The sequence below is a fragment of the Streptomyces sp. NEAU-sy36 genome (assembly GCF_013423905.1).
GTDB lineage: Bacteria > Actinomycetota > Actinomycetes > Streptomycetales > Streptomycetaceae > Streptomyces > Streptomyces misionensis.
The window spans coordinates 6701962-6720010 of sequence record NZ_CP058977.1 but is presented as its reverse complement, the minus strand read 5'-3'; the positions used below and the strand labels follow the sequence as shown (position 1 = coordinate 6720010).

The 18049-nt window shown below is 72.1% G+C and carries 20 protein-coding genes; 17 read left to right on the top strand and 3 right to left on the bottom strand.

What is annotated here, in order from left to right:
- Positions 1-19 precede the first annotated feature (19 nt).
- The 11 genes from lepB (HZZ00_RS29190) to HZZ00_RS29140 all read left to right on the top strand — a co-directional run bounded on the left by lepB (HZZ00_RS29190) (position 20) and on the right by HZZ00_RS29140 (position 9548).
- On the top strand, positions 20-718 hold the full coding sequence (gene lepB, locus HZZ00_RS29190; protein WP_180329223.1) for a signal peptidase I: 699 nt from the start codon (positions 20-22) through the stop codon (positions 716-718).
- Positions 711-1856 carry a signal peptidase I gene (lepB, locus tag HZZ00_RS29185; protein ID WP_257585459.1) on the top strand — a complete coding sequence of 382 codons (1146 nt, stop codon included), beginning with the start codon at positions 711-713 and terminating at the stop codon, positions 1854-1856. The genes lepB (HZZ00_RS29190) and lepB (HZZ00_RS29185) overlap by 8 nt, the downstream gene beginning before the upstream one ends.
- Positions 1846-2709, top strand: a complete 864-nt coding sequence (gene lepB / locus HZZ00_RS29180) for a signal peptidase I (protein ID WP_374028568.1) — start codon at positions 1846-1848, stop codon at positions 2707-2709. The genes lepB (HZZ00_RS29185) and lepB (HZZ00_RS29180) overlap by 11 nt, the downstream gene beginning before the upstream one ends.
- Before the next feature lie 111 nt (positions 2710-2820).
- Positions 2821-3606, top strand: coding sequence for a signal peptidase I (gene lepB / locus HZZ00_RS29175; RefSeq protein ID WP_180329221.1), 786 nt, complete (start codon positions 2821-2823; stop codon positions 3604-3606).
- Positions 3596-4114, top strand: coding sequence for an NUDIX hydrolase (locus HZZ00_RS29170; RefSeq protein ID WP_180329220.1), 519 nt, complete (start codon positions 3596-3598; stop codon positions 4112-4114). Before lepB (HZZ00_RS29175) ends, HZZ00_RS29170 begins: the two co-directional genes overlap by 11 nt.
- Before the next feature lie 56 nt (positions 4115-4170).
- The gene (locus tag HZZ00_RS29165) at positions 4171-4479 is read left to right on the top strand and encodes a DUF2469 domain-containing protein (RefSeq protein WP_043444228.1); all 309 of its coding nucleotides are present in this window, start codon (positions 4171-4173) and stop codon (positions 4477-4479) included.
- Positions 4480-4605: 126 nt separating this feature from the next.
- Positions 4606-4968, top strand: coding sequence for a YraN family protein (locus tag HZZ00_RS29160; RefSeq protein WP_070022283.1), 363 nt, complete (start codon positions 4606-4608; stop codon positions 4966-4968).
- Positions 4969-6591, top strand: coding sequence for a YifB family Mg chelatase-like AAA ATPase (locus HZZ00_RS29155; protein ID WP_180329219.1), 1623 nt, complete (start codon positions 4969-4971; stop codon positions 6589-6591).
- Entirely contained in the window at positions 6588-7763 is a 1176-nt protein-coding gene (gene dprA, locus HZZ00_RS29150; RefSeq protein WP_180329218.1) for a DNA-processing protein DprA, read from the top strand. The genes HZZ00_RS29155 and dprA overlap by 4 nt, the downstream gene beginning before the upstream one ends.
- 321 nt (positions 7764-8084) lie before the next feature.
- On the top strand, positions 8085-8927 hold the full coding sequence (whiG, locus tag HZZ00_RS29145) for an RNA polymerase sigma factor WhiG (RefSeq protein WP_180329217.1): 843 nt from the start codon (positions 8085-8087) through the stop codon (positions 8925-8927).
- A gap of 63 nt (positions 8928-8990) precedes the next feature.
- Positions 8991-9548 (top strand): TetR/AcrR family transcriptional regulator, encoded by a 558-nt coding sequence (locus tag HZZ00_RS29140; protein ID WP_070022279.1) that lies wholly within the window; start codon positions 8991-8993, stop codon positions 9546-9548.
- A 13-nt stretch (positions 9549-9561) separates the two neighbouring features.
- Here HZZ00_RS29140 and HZZ00_RS29135 read toward each other — a convergent pair whose 3' ends face one another.
- On the bottom strand, positions 9562-10125 hold the full coding sequence (locus HZZ00_RS29135) for a murein hydrolase activator EnvC (protein WP_180329216.1): 564 nt from the start codon (positions 10123-10125) through the stop codon (positions 9562-9564).
- Positions 10126-10398: 273 nt separating this feature from the next.
- Between HZZ00_RS29135 and rpsB the strand changes: the two genes are divergently transcribed.
- The 6 genes from rpsB (at position 10399) to HZZ00_RS29100 (ending at position 16289) form a co-directional block, all read left to right on the top strand.
- Positions 10399-11289 (top strand): 30S ribosomal protein S2, encoded by an 891-nt coding sequence (gene rpsB / locus HZZ00_RS29130; protein ID WP_180329215.1) that lies wholly within the window; start codon positions 10399-10401, stop codon positions 11287-11289.
- Positions 11290-11448: 159 nt separating this feature from the next.
- Complete coding sequence (gene tsf / locus HZZ00_RS29125; protein WP_070022276.1) at positions 11449-12285, top strand: translation elongation factor Ts; 837 nt, start codon at positions 11449-11451, stop codon at positions 12283-12285.
- 204 nt (positions 12286-12489) lie between these two features.
- Positions 12490-13248: a UMP kinase gene (pyrH, locus tag HZZ00_RS29120; RefSeq protein ID WP_070022275.1), complete on the top strand. Its 759-nt coding sequence runs from the start codon at positions 12490-12492 to the stop codon at positions 13246-13248.
- 184 nt (positions 13249-13432) lie between these two features.
- Complete coding sequence (gene frr / locus HZZ00_RS29115; protein ID WP_070022353.1) at positions 13433-13990, top strand: ribosome recycling factor; 558 nt, start codon at positions 13433-13435, stop codon at positions 13988-13990.
- A gap of 140 nt (positions 13991-14130) precedes the next feature.
- The gene (locus HZZ00_RS29105; protein WP_180333761.1) at positions 14131-15357 is read left to right on the top strand and encodes a phosphatidate cytidylyltransferase; all 1227 of its coding nucleotides are present in this window, start codon (positions 14131-14133) and stop codon (positions 15355-15357) included.
- A 152-nt stretch (positions 15358-15509) separates the two neighbouring features.
- Positions 15510-16289 (top strand): VOC family protein, encoded by a 780-nt coding sequence (locus tag HZZ00_RS29100; protein ID WP_180329214.1) that lies wholly within the window; start codon positions 15510-15512, stop codon positions 16287-16289.
- 49 nt (positions 16290-16338) lie between these two features.
- Here HZZ00_RS29100 and HZZ00_RS29095 read toward each other — a convergent pair whose 3' ends face one another.
- Together HZZ00_RS29095 and HZZ00_RS29090 are read right to left on the bottom strand one after the other, a co-directional pair.
- The gene (locus HZZ00_RS29095) at positions 16339-17379 is read right to left on the bottom strand and encodes an NAD(P)-dependent alcohol dehydrogenase (protein WP_180329213.1); all 1041 of its coding nucleotides are present in this window, start codon (positions 17377-17379) and stop codon (positions 16339-16341) included.
- Between the two features lie 128 nt (positions 17380-17507).
- Positions 17508-17969 (bottom strand): MerR family transcriptional regulator, encoded by a 462-nt coding sequence (locus tag HZZ00_RS29090; RefSeq protein ID WP_180329212.1) that lies wholly within the window; start codon positions 17967-17969, stop codon positions 17508-17510.
- Between the last annotated feature and the right edge of the window lie 80 nt (positions 17970-18049).

Here is an 18049-nt window from a genome sequence, read left to right as displayed (position 1 = left end):
CGGATAACATCTCGCCCCGATGGACACCGAAGCACAGCCGACGGAACGCGACCGCACCTCCCTCCCGGAATCCCCGGGTCCGGAGGAGCGGTCGCGTTCCTCGTTGCCGACGCGGATCGCCGAGTGGCTGCCCGGCGGCCGTGTCACCCTCACCCTCTTCGCCTGCCTGGCGTTCCTGCTCCTGCTGAGCACCTTCGTGGTGCAGCCCTTCCAGATCCCCAGCGGATCCATGGAGCAGGGGCTGCGGATCGGCGACCGCGTCCTCGTCAACAAGCTCGTCTACCGTTTCGGTGCCGGGCCCGGCCGCGGGGACGTGATTGTGTTCGACGGAACCGGGTATTTCGGGGACGGCGACTACATCAAACGTGTCGTCGGGGTGGGCGGCGACCACGTGGTCTGCTGCACCAAGCAGGGGAGGATCGAGGTGAACGGCCGCGCGGTCGACGAGTCGGCGTTCCTCTACCCCGGGGACAGCGCCTCCAGCGTGCCCTTCGACATCGTGGTGCCGCCCGGCACCCTCTTCGTCCTCGGTGACCACCGCAGCGACTCCAGCGACTCCCGCGACCACCTCGGCTCGCCCGGCGGCGGCATGATCCCCGTCGGCGACGTCATCGGCCGGGCCGACTGGATCATCTGGCCGTACCCCCACTGGGCCCATCTGACCCGGCCGTCCGCCTACGCGCGCGTGCCCGCCGCGGCGGGTGGCGCCCATGGGTAGCCGCGCGAGGCCGCGTGCCGGGTCCGGCACCCCCGCCGGCCGCCGGCGGCCCGCCGGGGGCCGCGCCTCCGCGTCCGGCGGGACCCGCCGGACCTCGGCGCCCGGCGGCCGCAGCCGCGCCGAACGGCGCAAGCTCCAGCGCAAGGTCAAACGCAAGCGCAGGCGCTCGGCCGTGCGGGAGATCCCCCTCCTGGTGGGGGTCGCGGTCCTCATCGCCCTGGTCCTGAAGACGTTCCTCGTCCAGGCGTTCGTGATCCCGTCCGGCTCCATGGAGCAGACGATCCGGATCGGCGACCGCGTCCTGGTCGACAAGCTCACCCCCTGGTTCGGCGCCGAGCCGCACCGCGGGGACGTCGTGGTCTTCCGGGACCCGGGTGGCTGGCTGGACGGCGAGCAGTCCACGACCACGTCCGACCCGGTCGTCCTCAAACAGCTCAAGGAGGGCCTGAGCTTTATCGGGCTGCTCCCGTCCGACAACGAGAAAGACCTGATCAAACGGGTCATCGGGGTCGGCGGCGACCATGTGAAGTGCTGCGACGCCAAGGGCCGCATCACGGTCAACGGCGTCCCGCTCGACGAGAAGGACTACCTCTACCCGGGCAACGCGCCCTCCGCCACGCCCTTCGACGTCACCGTCCCCAAGGGCCGGCTGTGGGTGATGGGCGACCACCGCGCCTATTCCGCGGACTCCCGCTTCCACCGGGACTCCCCGTTCGGCGGAACGGTCTCGGTGGATTCCGTGGTCGGCCGGGCCATGTGGATCGGCTGGCCGGTCGGCCACTGGACGCGCCTGGAGGAACCTAAAACCTTTGCAAGCGTTGGCCGGGCCGGGACGGGGACCGCTGCGGCCCCGCCGCCGTCGCATAGGGTTGACCACGAGAATCCGAACGGAATGACCCGGCTCCCGACCCCTGCGGAACTCCCGCTCGTTATGGGAGTGGTGGGCCTGCGCCGTCTGTGGCGCGGGCGGCGGCACGGAGTAAGGAGTTGGCGTGGGGGATGTGGCGGTTGGCGCACGGTCGGGACACGACGGCGAGGAGCACCGCGGAAACCCCGCGGAGGCGAATGGCTCGGATCCGGACGGCGCCATGACCACCGGGAACGACGCGACGGCGGGAGACGACGGCATGCCGCGTGACGAACCGGGCGCCGGTGCGGGCGAGTCCGCGCCGCCGCCCAGGCCGCGCTCCTTCTGGAAGGAGCTGCCGATCCTGATCGTCATCGCGCTGGTCCTCGCGCTGCTGATCAAGACGTTCCTGGTGCAGGCGTTCTCGATCCCCTCGGCCTCCATGGAGAACACCCTCCAGGTGGGCGACCGGGTGCTGGTCGACAAGCTGACACCCTGGTTCGGCTCCAAGCCCGAGCGCGGCGAGGTCGTCGTCTTCCACGACCCCGACAACTGGCTGGAGGGCGAGCCCGCGCCGAACCCGAACGCGGTGCAGAAGGTCCTCAGCTGGATCGGGCTGATGCCGTCGGCCAATGAGAAGGACCTGATCAAGCGGGTCATCGGCGTCGGCGGCGACACCATCGAGTGCAAGAACTCGGGCCCGCTGCTGGTCAACGGCAAGGCGCTGAACGAGCCGTACGTCTACCCCGGCAACACGCCGTGCAGCCTGGACGACCAGGGCGGCCAGTTCAAGGTGAAGGTCCCCAAGGGCTTCATCTGGGTGATGGGCGACCACCGTCAGAACTCCCGCGACTCGCGCTACAACCAGAACGACAAGAACCACGGCTTCGTGCCCGTGGACAAGGTCGTCGGCCGCGCCATCGTCAAGGCCTGGCCCATCAACCGCTGGGGCACCCTGCCCGTCCCGGACACCTTCGACCAGCCCGGCCTGAACAACCAGCAGGCGTCCTCGGCCGCCTCCCTGACGGTCGCCCCCGAGGGCATCGCCGTCGCGGCCGTCGCGCCGGTCGTGATCTGGCGGCGCCGGCGTGCCGACCGGCTGCGGTCCGACGCCCTGTCCAAGGCGGCGAGCGGACGGCGCTGAACCCGTCGCCGCCCTGGACCCGGCCCCCGTGTGAAGCTCCGGGAAAGCTCTGCCCCGGCTGGTGAAGGAGGGGCTGACCTCGCTCGGTACCGACAGGTAGGGTGCGGGTCCATGGGTGGCGAGAGCACGACGCGTACGGCCCCGCACAGCGGTGGCACCGGGACGGCACCGGTCGGCGGCAGCCGGCTCGGCCAGCGGCTGTCCGGGGCGGCCGTGGCCCTGGGCCTGGTGCTGTTCCTCGGCGGCTTCGGCTGGGCGGCCGTCGCCTACCGGCCCTACACCGTGCCCACCAGCTCCATGACCCCCACCATCGACGCCGGCGACCGTGTGCTCGCCGAGCGCGTGGACGGCGGCGAGGTGCGCCGCGGTGACGTGGTCGTCTTCCGCGACGACAGCTGGGTCACCGGCTCCCTCGTGGTCAAGCGCGTGGTGGCGGTCGGCGGCGACACCGTCTCCTGCTGCACGGACGGCAAGCTGACCGTCAACGGCAAGCAGATCCAGGAGCCGTACCTGCCCAAGGGCAGTCTGGCCGAGAACCAGAACTTCCCCACCGTGACCGTCCCCCGTGGCCGCCTCTTCCTGCTCGGCGACGAACGCCAGGGCTCCCTGGACTCCACCGCCCACCTCACGGACGCCGCCAAGGGCACCGTCGCCGCCGACGCGGTGAAGGCCCGCGTGGACGCCGTCGCGTGGCCCTGGAGGGGCATGCTGGGCCGCCCCACCGGCTTCGAGGCGCTCGGCCCGCTCTCCCAGCCGGGCCCGCTGCGCACCATCGGGCTGCTGATCGTCGCCGGCGCCGTCCTGGTCCTCGGCGGCGGCGCCTACGGCCCGATCGCCAAGCGCGCGGGCCGCTCCCGGGCCCGCGCCACCGGCACGGAGGCGGCCGGTGTCCGCTGAGACCGCGGCCGAGCAGCCCGGTGAGGGCGGCCTGCGCAAGGTCGCCCGCGTGGTCCTCCTCGACCCCCACGACCGCATCCTGCTGCTGCACGGCCACGAGCCCGACGACCCCGCCGACGACTGGTGGTTCACCCCCGGCGGCGGCGTGGAGGGCGCCGAGACCCGAGCCGAGGCGGCGCTGCGGGAACTCGCCGAGGAGACCGGCATCACCGAGGTCGAGCTGGGCCCGGTGCTGTGGCGGCGCCGCTGCTCCTTCCCGTTCGCGGGCCGCCGCTGGGACCAGGACGAGTGGTACTACCTGGCCCGCACCACCCAGACCGCGACCGCGGCGACGGGCCTGACCGAACTGGAGCGGCGCAGCGTCGTCGGAGCGCGTTGGTGGACGTGCCGGGAACTGACCCGGGCACATGAGACGGTGTATCCGACCAGACTCGCCGAGCTGCTGCGCACGCTGCTCGACGAGGGTCCCCCGGCCGGCCCCGTGACCCTCGACACCGAAATCGTCTGAGGGCCGGTGGAACTGGCGCACAATGGGGGGATCGCACGGCTGAAGGGGAACATGCCATGAGCGCCGAGGACCTCGAGAAGTACGAGACCGAGATGGAGCTGAAGCTCTACCGGGAGTACCGAGATGTCGTCGGTCTCTTCAAATTCGTGATCGAGACGGAGCGGCGCTTCTACCTCACCAACGACTACGAGATGCAGGTGCACTCGGTCCAGGGCGAGGTGTTCTTCGAGGTGTCGATGGCGGACGCCTGGGTCTGGGACATGTACCGGCCGGCCCGCTTCGTCAAGCAGGTGCGCGTGCTCACGTTCAAGGACGTGAACATCGAGGAGCTGAACAAGAGCGACCTGGAACTCCCGGGCGGCTGATGACCTGCGGCTTCTCCTCCCGTCACCCGTCGGGGTGAGGGAGTTTTCCACAACCGCCCGGTGGTCCACCAAGATCCACTCGCCGGGCCGGGATGCGTGACCGTTGGCGCCGGAGGTGGTGCCGACATGAACGCACGCGAAGCGATCGGCAGGTACGGAGAGAACCTGGCCGCCCGCCGGCTGACCGAGGCCGGGATGACGGTCCTGGCGCGCAACTGGCGCGCCGGCCGCAGGGGCGAGATCGACATCGTGGCACGGGACGGCGAGGTCCTGGTCGTCTGCGAGGTCAAGACCCGCGCGGGCGGCCGCTACGAACACCCCATGGCCGCGGTGACCCCCGAGAAGGCCGCCAGACTGCGCGACCTCGCCGAACGCTGGATCCACGCCCACGGCGGGGCCCCACCGGGAGGCGTCCGCATCGACCTGGTCGGCGTCCTCGTCCCCGGCCGGGGCGCACCCCTGGTCGAGCACGCCCGGGGGGTGGCCTGAATGGCGTTCGCCCGTACCTGCTCCGTGGCCCTGGTCGGCGTCGAGGGCGTGGTCGTGGAGGTCCAGGCCGACCTCGAACCGGGCGTGGCCGCGTTCACCCTGGTCGGCCTGCCCGACAAGAGCCTGACCGAGAGCCGGGACCGGGTCAGGGCGGCGGTGGTGAACTCGGGCGCCGAGTGGCCGCAGAAGAAACTCACCGTCGGCCTCAGCCCCGCCTCGGTGCCGAAGGCCGGCTCCGGTTTCGACCTGGCCGTGGCGTGCGCGGTGCTCGGGGCCGCCGAGCGGATCGACCCCCGGGTCCTCGCCGACATCGTCATGATCGGCGAGCTGGGCCTGGACGGCCGGGTGCGTCCGGTGCGCGGCATCCTGCCCGCCGTGCTGGCCGCCGCCGACGCCGGGTACGAGCAGGTGGTCGTGCCGGAGTGCGCCGCCGCGGAGGCCGCGCTGGTCCCCGGGGTGTCGGTGCTCGGCGTGCGCAGCCTGCGCCAGCTCATCGCGGTGCTCGCCGAGGAACCCGTCCCCGAGGAGCCCGACGAGCCGGGCCGTCCCGACCCGCTGCTGGCCGGACTGCGGGTACCGGGCACCGGCGCCGCCACCGGCATGCACAGCCTCGGCGCCGCCCAGCACGAAAGCGAGCACGACCTGGCCGACGTGGTCGGCCAGACCTCGGCCCGCACGGCCGTGGAGGTCGCCGCCGCGGGCGGGCACCACCTGTTCCTGGAGGGGCCGCCGGGCGCGGGCAAGACGATGCTCGCCGAACGGCTGCCCGCCGTCCTGCCGGGGCTCACCCGGGAGGAGTCCCTGGAGGTCACGGCGGTGCACTCGGTGGCCGGGCTGCTGCCACCGGGCAAACCGCTCATCGACGTCGCCCCCTACTGCGCCCCGCACCACTCGGCGACGATGCAGTCACTCGTGGGCGGCGGCCCAGGCGTCGCCCGCCCGGGCGCGGTCTCCCTCGCCCATCGTGGCGTTCTCTTCCTGGACGAGGCACCCGAGTTCCACAGCCAGACCCTGGACGCGTTGCGGCAGCCACTGGAGTCCGGGCACGTGGTGATCGCGCGCAGCGCGGGCGTGGTCCGCTTTCCGGCACGCTTCCTGATGGTGCTGGCCGCCAATCCCTGCCCCTGCGGACGCTTCTCGCAGCGCGACACCCTGTGCGAGTGCCCGCCCTCGGTGATCCGCCGCTACCAGGCCCGGCTCTCCGGGCCGCTGCTCGACCGGGTGGACCTGCGCGTCGAGGTCGATCCGGTCACCCGGGCCCAGCTGACCGCGCCGGGCGCCCGCGGCGAGTCCACGGCGACCGTCGCCGACCGGGTGCGGCAGGCCCGGGAGCGGGCCGCCGCCCGCCTCGCCGGCACGCCCTGGCGGACCAACGGCGAGGTGCCCGGCAGGGAGCTGCGCGGACGCTTCCAGGCCGCCGCCGGAGCGATGGACGAGGCGGAGCGCAGCCTGGAGCGGGGCGTGCTCACCGCCCGCGGCATCGACCGGGTGCTGCGCGTCGCCTGGACGGTGGCCGACCTCGTCGGACACGACCGCCCGGACGCGGCCGACGTCGCCCTCGCCCTGCATCTGCGCACCGGCGTCCCCCGAGGGGTCCCGATGGCCATCGAGGCGCTGACATGAGCGGCGCCGACCAGGGCCGGGCCCGGGAGCCGGACGAGGACACGCTCGGGCGGGCGTTCCTCGCGCGGGTGATCGAGCCGGGGGACGAGACCGGCGGGCGGTGGGTGCGCGAGCTGGGGGTGGGGGAGGTGGTGCGGCGGCTCAGGGAAGGCGGCGCGGCACTCCCGGGCGTCGGCGCGGTGCGGTGGGCCGGGCTGGTGGCGCGGGCCGGCCGGGCCGAGCCGGAGCGCGATCTCGCGGCGGCCCGGGCGGCGGGCGCGCGGTTCGTGGTGCCGGGAGACCCGGAGTGGCCCGGGCAACTGGACGACCTCGCCGACGCCCGGCCCCTCGGGCTCTGGGTCCGCGGCCGGCCCAGCCTGCGCATATGGGCGCTGAGATCGGTCGCCGTGGTCGGCGCCCGGGCCTGCACCGCCTACGGCACGCATGTCGCCGCCACCCTCGCCGCCGGTCTCGCCGAACGGGGCTGGGTCGTGGTCTCCGGCGGTGCCTATGGCATCGACGCCGCCGCCCACCGCGGCGCCCTCGCATCGGGCGGAGCCACCATCGCCGTCCTGGCCAGCGGTGTCGACCGGCCCTACCCCCGCGGTCACACCGCCCTGATCGAGCGGATCGCGGCGCAGGGCCTGGTCGTCGGCGAGCTGCCCCCGGGCGACCATCCGACACCCAGCCGGTTCATCCTGCGCAACCGGGTGATCGCCGCCCTGACCAGGGGCACCGTCGTGGTGGAGGCCGCCTGCCGCAGCGGCTCCCTGGCCACCGCGCGCGCCGCCCAGCGCCTGGGCCGCCACACCATGGGCGTCCCGGGCCCGGTCACCAGCGCACTCTCCGCCGGGGTGCACGAACTGCTGCGCGGCGAGGCCGCCCTGGTCACCGACGCCGCCGAGGTGACCGAGCTGGTGGGCGACATGGGTGACCTGGCCCCGCCGCGCACCGGCCCGGTGCTGCCCCGCGACCTGCTGGCACCGGCGGCCCGGACCGTCCTCGCCGCCCTGCCCGGGGACCGCGCGGCCCCCGCCGGGGAGATCGCCCTGGGCGCCGGCACCACGCCGGACGAGGCGATCGCCAGACTGTACGAACTCCGAGCACTTGGATACGTCGAACGACACGGCGATGGCTGGAAGTTGACACGCCAGGCGATGATCTCGGCCCGCGCGGGTCGCCCCCCATGTTGACCGAGCGTGTTCGGCCGTCCGGGGGAACACCCGACACCCTTGGGGTTTCCCGGAGTTGATGCCCGTCGGCCATCACACAGAGCGAGCTGCGGAGCGTGGTGGCGAGGCGCTTGCCGGGACCGCGCGCAGGGGTGGTGCCTCGCCGTTCGCACACCGCGACTCCCCAGTCACGCTACGCTCACGAAAACGCCTCCACAGACCGCACCAACTCGACATCAGACCGACAGCTCACCCAGCCGGCCCCTCCGGGCCACGACCCCGCACCCACGCACAGTCACGGCACTTCACGGCACTTCACGGCAGAACGGCACAAGGCGACGAATGCCCCAGCACACCTCCGGGTCCGACCGGGCGGCGATCCCCCCAGCCGCCCGCGACGGTGGCAGCGTGCGGCCGCCCGCTCCCTCGACGCTCGACGAGCTGTGGCGGTCGTACAAGGCGACGGGGGACGACCGGCTGCGGGAGCAGCTGATCCTGCACTACTCGCCGCTCGTGAAATACGTGGCGGGCCGGGTGAGCGTCGGCCTGCCGCCCAACGTCGAGCAGGCGGACTTCGTCTCCTCCGGGGTGTTCGGGCTGATCGACGCGATCGAGAAGTTCGACATCGACCGGGAGATCAAGTTCGAGACGTACGCGATCACCCGGATCCGCGGCGCCATGATCGACGAGCTGCGGGCACTGGACTGGATCCCGCGCTCGGTGCGGCAGAAGGCGCGCAACGTGGAGCGCGCCTACGCCACCCTGGAGGCCCGGCTGCGGCGCACCCCCACCGAGAGCGAGGTGGCCGCCGAACTGGGCATGGAGATCGACGAACTGCACGCCGTCTTCAGCCAGTTGTCGCTCGCCAACGTCGTCGCCCTGGAGGAGCTGCTGCACGTCGGCGCCGAGGGCGGGGGCCGGCTCAGCCTCATGGACACGCTGGAGGACACCGCCGCGGACAACCCCGTGGAGGTGGCCGAGGACCGGGAGCTGCGGCGGTTCCTCGCACGCGCCATCAACACGCTGCCCGAGCGGGAGAAGACCGTCGTCACGCTCTACTACTACGAGGGCCTCACCCTCGCCGAGATCGGCAATGTGCTCGGGGTCACCGAGAGCCGGGTCAGCCAGATCCACACCAAGTCGGTGCTCCAGTTGCGGGCCAAGCTGGCCGGCTTCGGGCGCTGACCGGGCCCCGTCCGTGCACGGCGTCCTAAAGTGGTCGACGTGCCAAGGATTCGAGCGGCCTCCGTGGCCGAGCACCGGTCGATGCAGCGAGCCGCCCTGCTGGACGCGGCTCGTTCCCTGTTGTCCGAGGGCGGGACGGAGGCGCTGACCTTCCCCGCGCTGGCCGAGCGGACGGGGCTCGCGCGTTCCTCCGTGTACGAGTACTTCCGGTCCCGGGCCGCCGTGGTCGAGGAGCTGTGCGAGGCCGACTTCCCGCTGTGGGCGGCGGAGGTGGCCGCGGCCATGGAGCTGGCCGGGACGCCCGAGGGCAAGGTCGAGGCGTACGTCCGCCGGCAGCTGGCCCTGGTCGGGGACCGGCGGCACCGGGCGGTCGTGGCGATCTCCGCGAGCGAGCTGGACGCCGGGGCGCGGGAGAAGATCCGGGCGGCGCACGGGGAACTCGTCGCGATGATCGTCGAGGCGCTCGGGGAGCTGGGCCACGCGCAGCCGCGGCTGGCGGCGATGCTGGTGCAGGGCGTCGTGGACGCGGCGGTACGGCGTATCGAGCTGGGCGCGGCCGAGGACGCGGCGGCCGTGACGGACGCGGCGGTGGCGATGGTGCTGCGGGGCGTACGCGGCTGAGGCCGCCCCAGGGTCAGGCGGTGAGGACCGGCAGCAGTCTCGACGGCCCCCGCCCCAGCAGCCACGGCGGAAGCAGCGACAAGGGGTTCAGATAGGTCCCGCCCCTGAGCAGACCCCAGTGGACGCAGGCCGGCGCGCCGCAGTGCGACCCCGTCGCCTCCACCGTCCCGATCACCTCGCCCGCCGCCACCTCGTCCCCCGCGCGCACCGACGGGGCCACCGGTTCGTACGTGGTGCGCAGGTCCGTCCCCGCCAGTTCCACGGCAACCACGCCTCGTCCCGCCACCCGTCCCGCGAAGGACACCCGGCCGGGTGCCACCGAGCGCACCGGCGAGCCGGCGCCGGCCGCGAGGTCGACACCCCGGTGGCCGGGGCCGTACGGCGTCGCCGGGGGCTGCCAGCCGCGCAGGACCAGGGGGCGCGCCCCCACCGGCCACAGGCGCGCGACCGCGGGCACGTCCGTCGGCGGGGCCGGGACGGCCGGGGGCTGCGCCCGGGCCGAAGGGGCCGGGGCGAGCAGTACGGACGCCATGATCAGGGCGGGGCACAACGCCACGCGGGCCAGAACTCGTCGCATGCCCCCACCGTGGCGCACCCCCGCCGCCGGGGGCCGTCGCCTGTGTGCTACCCGCGGGTTGTGGACAGTGGCGTCACCCGGTGGTCCGGCGGTCCCGTACACTTCTTCTGGCGATCCGGGTCACCGGGTCGACTTCGCACGCCCCGGTACGGCATCCGGAAACGGTTCGTACCAAGCGCCTCTCGGTCCTTCGCGGCACGGCGCGCACGGGCGTCAGGCGCGACCGCCGTCCGGCGGACGCGGCACAACCGAGAAACTCAAGGAGATACGGCCATGGCCGTCGTCACGATGCGGGAGCTGCTGGAGAGCGGCGTCCACTTCGGTCACCAGACCCGTCGCTGGAACCCGAAGATGAAGCGCTTCATCTTCACCGAGCGCAACGGCATCTACATCATCGACCTGCTCCAGTCGCTGTCGTACATCGACCGCGCCTACGAGTTCGTCAAGGAGACCGTCGCCCACGGCGGCACGGTCATGTTCGTCGGCACGAAGAAGCAGGCGCAGGAGGCCATCGCCGAGCAGGCCACCCGCGTCGGCATGCCCTACGTCAACCAGCGCTGGCTGGGCGGCATGCTCACCAACTTCTCGACCGTCTACAAGCGTCTGCAGCGCCTCAAGGAGCTGGAGCAGATCGACTTCGAGGACGTCGCGGCCTCCGGTCTGACCAAGAAGGAGCTGCTGGTCCTCTCCCGCGAGAAGGCCAAGCTGGAGAAGACCCTCGGCGGTATCCGCGAGATGCAGAAGGTGCCGAGCGCCGTCTGGATCGTGGACACCAAGAAGGAGCACATCGCCGTCGGCGAGGCCCGGAAGCTGAACATCCCGGTCGTCGCGATCCTCGACACCAACTGCGACCCCGACGAGGTCGACTACAAGATCCCGGGCAACGACGACGCGATCCGCTCCGTCACCCTGCTCACCCGTGTGATCGCCGACGCCGTCGCCGAGGGCCTCATCGCCCGTTCCGGCGTGGCCGCCGGTGACAAGGGCGAGAAGGCCGCGGGCGAGCCGCTCGCCGAGTGGGAGCGCGACCTGCTCGAGGGTGAGAAGAAGGACGAGGCCCCCGCTGCCGAGGCCCCGGCCGCCGAGGCCCCCGCCGCCGAGGCGCCGGCCGCCGAGGCCGCTCCGGCCGAGGGCGAGAAGGCCGCCGAGGCCGAGCAGGCCTGACCTGCCGCGTCAGCGTTCGACAGTGGGGGCGGTGCCATCAAGTCCGCCCCCGCTGTTCACCCGTAGGTCGGTACGACGTACGCGGTCCGCGCGCACATGTGGAACGCACTCCGTACCGGCCTGAAGATCTCCCAGACTTCGAGAAAGACTCACAGACTCATGGCGAACTACACCGCCGCCGACGTCAAGAAGCTCCGTGAGCTCACCGGCGCCGGCATGATGGACTGCAAGAAGGCGCTGGACGAGGCCGAGGGCAACGTCGACAAGGCCGTCGAGGCGCTGCGCATCAAGGGCCAGAAGGGCGTCGCCAAGCGCGAGGGCCGCTCCGCCGAGAACGGCGCCGTGGTCTCCATCATCGCCGACGACAACTCCTCCGGTGTCCTGGTCGAGCTGAAGTGCGAGACGGACTTCGTCGCCAAGGGCGAGAAGTTCCAGGCCGTGGCCAAGGCCATCGCCGAGCACGTCGCCAAGACCTCCCCGGCCGACCTGGAGGCCCTGCTCGCCTCCGAGATCGAGGCCGGCAAGACCGTCCAGGCGTTCGTGGACGAGGCCAACGCCAACCTCGGCGAGAAGATCGTCCTGGACCGCTTCGCGCAGTTCTCCGACGGCTACGTCACCGCCTACATGCACCGCACCATGCCCGACCTGCCCCCGCAGATCGGTGTCCTGGTCGAGCTCGACAAGCCGAACGCCGAGATCGCCAAGGGTGTCGCGCAGCACATCGCCGCGTTCGCCCCGAAGTACCTCTCCAAGGAGGACGTCCCGGCCGAGGTCGTCGAGTCCGAGCGTCGCATCGCCGAGGAGACGACCCGCGCCGAGGGCAAGCCCGAGGCCGCCCTGCCGAAGATCGTCGAGGGTCGCCTCAACGGCTTCTTCAAGGACGCCACGCTGCTCGGCCAGCCGTACGCGCTGGACAACAAGAAGTCGGTCCAGAAGGTGCTGGAAGAGGCCGGTGTCACCCTGAAGCGCTTCACGCGCATCAAGGTCGGCATCTGAGTCCGTACCGCGATCGGCGCGCGACCCGCGGAGAAATCCCGATAGGGTCGACAGCAGCCGCCCGCGCACACCGCCACACCCGGGTGCGAGGCGGACGGCAGCAGATCTGACGAGGAGGCCATTGCCGCGTATGGGAGCGATAAGCGACCCCATCGGCAATGGCCTTCTTCGTATGTGCAACACGTGAAAGAGGCGGGATCTCCCATGACCGACAAGGCCCAGAAGAGCGACGACGGCAAAGTACGCGGCCGGTTTCTGCTGAAGCTGTCCGGAGAGGCCTTCTCCGGCGGTGGCGGCCTGGGCGTCGACCCGGACGTGGTGCACAAGATCGCCCGTGAGATCGCGGCCGTCGTGCGGGACGGGGCGCAGATCGCGGTCGTCATCGGCGGCGGCAACTTCTTCCGCGGCGCCGAACTCCAGCAGCGCGGCATGGACCGCGCCCGCTCCGACTACATGGGCATGCTCGGCACCGTGATGAACTGCCTCGCCCTCCAGGACTTCCTGGAGAAGGAGGGCATCCAGTCCCGGGTCCAGACCGCCATCACCATGGGCCAGGTCGCCGAGCCGTACATCCCGCTGCGCGCCGTGCGCCACCTGGAGAAGGGCCGCGTGGTCATCTTCGGCGCCGGTATGGGCATGCCCTACTTCTCCACCGACACCACCGCCGCCCAGCGTGCCCTGGAGATCGACGCCGAGGCGCTGCTCATGGGCAAGAACGGTGTGGACGGGGTCTACGACTCCGACCCCAAGACCAACCCCGACGCCGTCAAGTTCGACGCCCTCGGCTACGGCGAGGTCATCACCCGGGACCTGAAGGTCGCCGACGCCACCGCCATCACGCTGTGCCGCGACAACAGGCTCCCGATCCTCGTCTTCGAGCTTCTCGCGGAGGGCAATATCGCCCGTGCCGTCAAGGGTGAGAAGATCGGCACGCTGGTGGGTGACCAGGGCAGCCGGGACTGACCGGAACGCCCCCCGTCGCCCGGGTACGGCACCTGTCCGAGGGACGGACGGGACGCACCTTGGCCGGGGGATGGACAATGTCCTGCCGGTCGGGAACCGTGCAGGAAGAAGACGCGACGCAGCCGGCCGCCGGACCACCGAGGAACCGCAGCCGGGCCTTACTCAAGACACGCAGGAGCAAGTGGTGATCGAAGAGACCCTCCTCGAGGCCGAGGAGAAGATGGAGAAGGCCGTCGTGGTCGCCAAGGAGGACTTCGCCGCGATCCGCACCGGCCGTGCGCACCCGGCGATGTTCAACAAGATCGTGGCCGACTACTACGGTGCCCTGACGCCGATCAACCAGCTGGCCTCGTTCTCCGTGCCGGAGCCGCGGATGGCGGTCGTCACGCCGTTCGACAAGAGCGCGCTGCGCAACATCGAGCAGGCGATCCGCGACTCCGACCTGGGCGTCAACCCCAGCAACGACGGAAACATCATCCGAGTGGTGTTCCCGGAGCTGACCGAGGAGCGCCGCCGCGAGTACATCAAGGTCGCCAAGACCAAGGGCGAGGACGCGAAGGTCTCGATCCGCTCCGTGCGCCGCAAGGCCAAGGACGCCCTCGACAAGATGGTCAAGGACAAGGAGACCGGCGAGGACGAGGTCCGCCGTGCGGAGAAGGAGCTCGACGACCTGACGGCGAAGTACGTCGCCCAGGTGGACGAGCTGCTCAAGCACAAGGAAGCGGAGCTGCTCGAAGTCTGATGAGCGACTCTTCCTGGGGGGCGCCGCCGACGGCGGGGCAGGCCGGCTACTGGGGGCCCACCGACGGTGGGCCCGTCCAGGGCGGGGCCGCCCCGGCGGGTCCCGCGTACGATGCGCCCGAGGCGCAGCAGACGCGCCCCATGCCCATCGTGCCCGACGTACCCGCGTATGGCGGAGACCAGGACGACGACCGGGGGGCCGCTCGGCTGAGCGGCCCCTTGTTCCGGGACGAACCGCAGCCGCAGTACGGAACACCACCGCAGTACGGCGCGGAGCCCCCCTACGGGACGCAGCCGCCGTACGAGCAGCAGCCCGGGTACGGCACCCCGCACCCGTCGGCACCGCCGCAGCCGTACGACCCCCACGGGACGCAGGCCGCACCGGGAGCGCAGCCGCCGTACGAGCCGCGGCAGCAGCCGCACGGCGACCCGGGGGCCGCCTACGGGACGCCCCAGCCCCCGTACGGGGCGCCCCAGCCGCCCCCGGCCCCGAGCCCGATCCAGAATCCGGAGCCCATGCCCGACGCCACGCAGCAGCCGCCGGCGCCGCAGAAGAAGAGCGCGGGCCGGGACCTGAGCGCGGCCATAGGGGTCGGCGTCGGGCTCGGCGTGGTGATCATCGCGTCGCTGTTCATCGTCAAGGCCGTCTTCGTCGGCGTGATCGCGGTCGCGGTCGTCGTCGGCCTGTGGGAGCTGACCAGCAGGCTCCAGGAGCGCAAGGAGATCAAGGCGCCGCTCGTGCCGCTCGCGGTCGGCGGCGCGGCGATGGTGGTCGCCGGTTATGTGCGCGGTGCCGAGGGCGCCTGGGTCGCCATGGCGCTCACCGCGCTCGCGGTCCTGGTCTGGCGGATGACGGAGCCACCCGAGGGCTACCTCAAGGACGTCACGGCCGGTGTCTTCGCGGCGTTCTACGTGCCGTTCCTGGCCACCTTCGTCGCGCTGCTGCTGACCGCCGACGACGGCCCCTGGCGGGTCCTGACCTTCCTGATCCTCACCGTGGTCAGCGACACCGGCGCGTACGCCGTCGGCTGGCGCTTCGGCAAGCACAAGCTCGCCCCGCGGATCAGCCCCGGCAAGACCCGGGAGGGTCTGTTCGGCGCGGTGCTGTTCTCGATGGTCGCGGGCGCGCTGTGCCTGCAGTTCCTGATCGACGGCGGCAGCTGGTGGCAGGGTCTGCTGCTGGGCCTCGCGGTCGCGGCCAGCGCCACCCTGGGCGACCTCGGCGAGTCCATGATCAAGCGCGATCTGGGCATCAAGGACATGGGCACGCTGCTGCCCGGTCACGGCGGCATCATGGACCGGCTGGACTCCCTGCTGCCCACGGCCCCGGTGGTCTGGCTGCTGCTGGTCCTCTTCGTCGGCTCCTGACCCGCCGCGTTACACCCGAACGGGCCCCCGTCCTGGCACAGGACGGGGGCCCGTCGGCGTACCCCGCCCACGAGAGGCGGGAGGCCGCGTTCGGCGACACGATGGTGGGCAGAGCGGCCCTTGGCCCGGCCCCCAGCGAGGGAGTGCGAGAGATGCCCGAAGTCACCGAGCCGTACCCGGCCGGCACCCCGTGCTGGGTCGATCTGATGGCGCCCGACCAGCAGGCCGCCCTGGACTTCTACCGCGACCTGCTGGGCTGGCAGGGCCAGGCGGGCCCGGCCGAGTACGGCGGCTACGCGGTGTGCGAGCTGAACGGCAGGCCCGTCGCCGGCATCGCCCCGCAGCACGCGCCCGAGGGGGCGCAGGAGCCGCCGACCGTGTGGACCTCCTACCTGGCCACGACGGACGCCCAGGCCACCCAGGACGCGATCGTCTCCGCGGGCGGCACGCTGCTCGTCCCGGTGACGGACGTCGGCGGACTCGGCCGGATGCTGATCGCCGCCGATCCGCAGGGCGCGGTCTTCGGCGTCTGGCAGCCCGGCGAGTTCTTCGGCGCCGGGGTGGTCAACGAGGCCGGGGCGCTGATCTGGAACGAGCTGCACACCAGCGACGTGCCCGCCGCCACCGGCTTCTACGGCGAGGCGTTCGGCATCGAGATCATGCCGATGGAGGGCACGGACTCCTACTGGGAGCTGCGGGCCGGCGGCCGCACGGTCGGCGGTGCCACCCGGCTCGCCGACGACCCGCCGGGCACCCCGCCCCACTGGCTGGCGTACTTCGCGGTCGACGACGTGGACTCCACGGTGGACGCCCTCGTCGAACGCGGCGGCACGGTCCTCGCCCCGCCGTTCGACATGACGGCCGGCCGGATGACCGTGGTCGCCGACCCGCAGGGCGCCCCCTTCGCCATGATCAGGCCGGCCCCGCGGTGACGCGCCACCGGCCCCGCGGCTCGCGCGGTGCCGGTGGCGCGCCGGCCGGTCAGGCGAGGGTCTTGACGTCGATGACGAAGCGGTAGCGGACGTCGGAGGCCAGCACCCGCTCGTACGCCTCGTTGACCTTGTCGGCGGGGACGACCTCGACCTCGGCGCCGATGTTGTGCTCGGCGCAGAAGTCGAGCATCTCCTGGGTCAGGGCGATGCCGCCGATCAGCGACCCGGCGAAGGAGCGGCGGCCGCCGATGAGCGTCATGACGTGCAGGCTGAGCGGCTCGGCCGGCGCACCGACGTTGACCAGCGTGCCGTCGACGGCGAGAAGGCCGAGGTAGGCGTTCAGGTCGATGGCGGCGCTGACGGTGTTGACGATGAGGTCGAAGCGGCCGGCGAGCTGCTCGAAGGTGCCGGGGTCCGAGGTGGCGTGGTAGTGGTCGGCGCCGAGGCGGAGGCCGTCCTCCCGCTTCTTCAGCGACTGCGACAGCACGGTCACCTCGGCGCCGAGGGCGTGGGCGATCTTGACGGCCATGTGGCCGAGGCCGCCGAGCCCGACGACGGCGACCTTCTTGCCGGGGCCGGCGCCCCAGCGGCGCAGCGGGGCGTAGGTGGTGATGCCGGCGCAGAGCAGCGGTGCGGCGGCGGCCGCGTCGAGGCTCTCGGGGACCGAGAGGACGTAGTCGGCGTCGACGACGACGTGGGTGGAGTAGCCGCCCTGGGTGGTGGTGCCGTCGCGGTCGGTGCCGGCGTAGGTGGGGACCATGCCCTTGACGCAGTACTGCTCGTCACCGGCCTGGCAGTTGGCGCACTCGCCGCAGGAGTTGACCATGCAGCCGACGCCGACGCGGTCGCCCACGCGGTGCCGGGTGACGGCGGATCCGGCCTCGGTGACGATGCCGACGATCTCGTGGCCGGGCACGACCGGGAAGGGCTGCGGCCCCCAGTCGCCGTTGACGGTGTGGATGTCGGAGTGGCAGATGCCGGCGTACTCGATCTCGATCAGTACGTCGTTGGGTCCGACGTCCCGGCGCTCGATGGTGGTGAGGGTAAGGGGCTGACCGGCGGCGGGTGCGGCGTAGGCGTTGACGCGCATGAAGAAGCGTTCCTTCGTCTTCGGTGTCGTGGGGGGTGTGGGGTGGGTGGGGGCGTGTGAGTGCGCACGCGGCGGCCGCGCCCGCGTCCGGCGGGCAGCCGGGCGGGACCGCGCGGCGCGCGGCGGGGCTACTGCTTCCTGGCCCGCTTCAGCTCGTCGGCGAGCGTGCGCGCCTGTTCCGACAGCGTCCGGGCGCGGGCGTCGTCGCCCGACTGGACCGCTCCCCAGTAGTCGATCTTCAGGCGGACGTACCGCCGGCGCAGGGCGATGTACTCGGCCTCGCGTGCCAGCCGCCGCTCCTGCTCCGCGAGCAGCTCGATCTGCTCGCCCGCGGCGGCGGGCCCGAGCTGCCCGTTCGCCACGTACTGCCGCATGTCGCTCACCGACATGCCGGTGGCGGCCAGGCAGGCGACCCACATCAGCTGGTCCAGGTCGTCCTCGTCGTAGATCCGGTGCTTGCTGCTCGCACCGCGACTGATCGGGGCGATCACCCCGATCGACTCGTAGTAGCGCAGCGTGCTGGCCGGAAGCCCGGTCAGGACGGCCACTTCCTTGATCGTGTATGTGCGCTGGGCGGTTCGTGCACTCACTTCGTCGACCGTAGGAACTTCAAGTACTCGAAGTCAAAAGGCAGGGGCGCCCGGCCCGCCGCCGGCCCCGGCGACCGCCG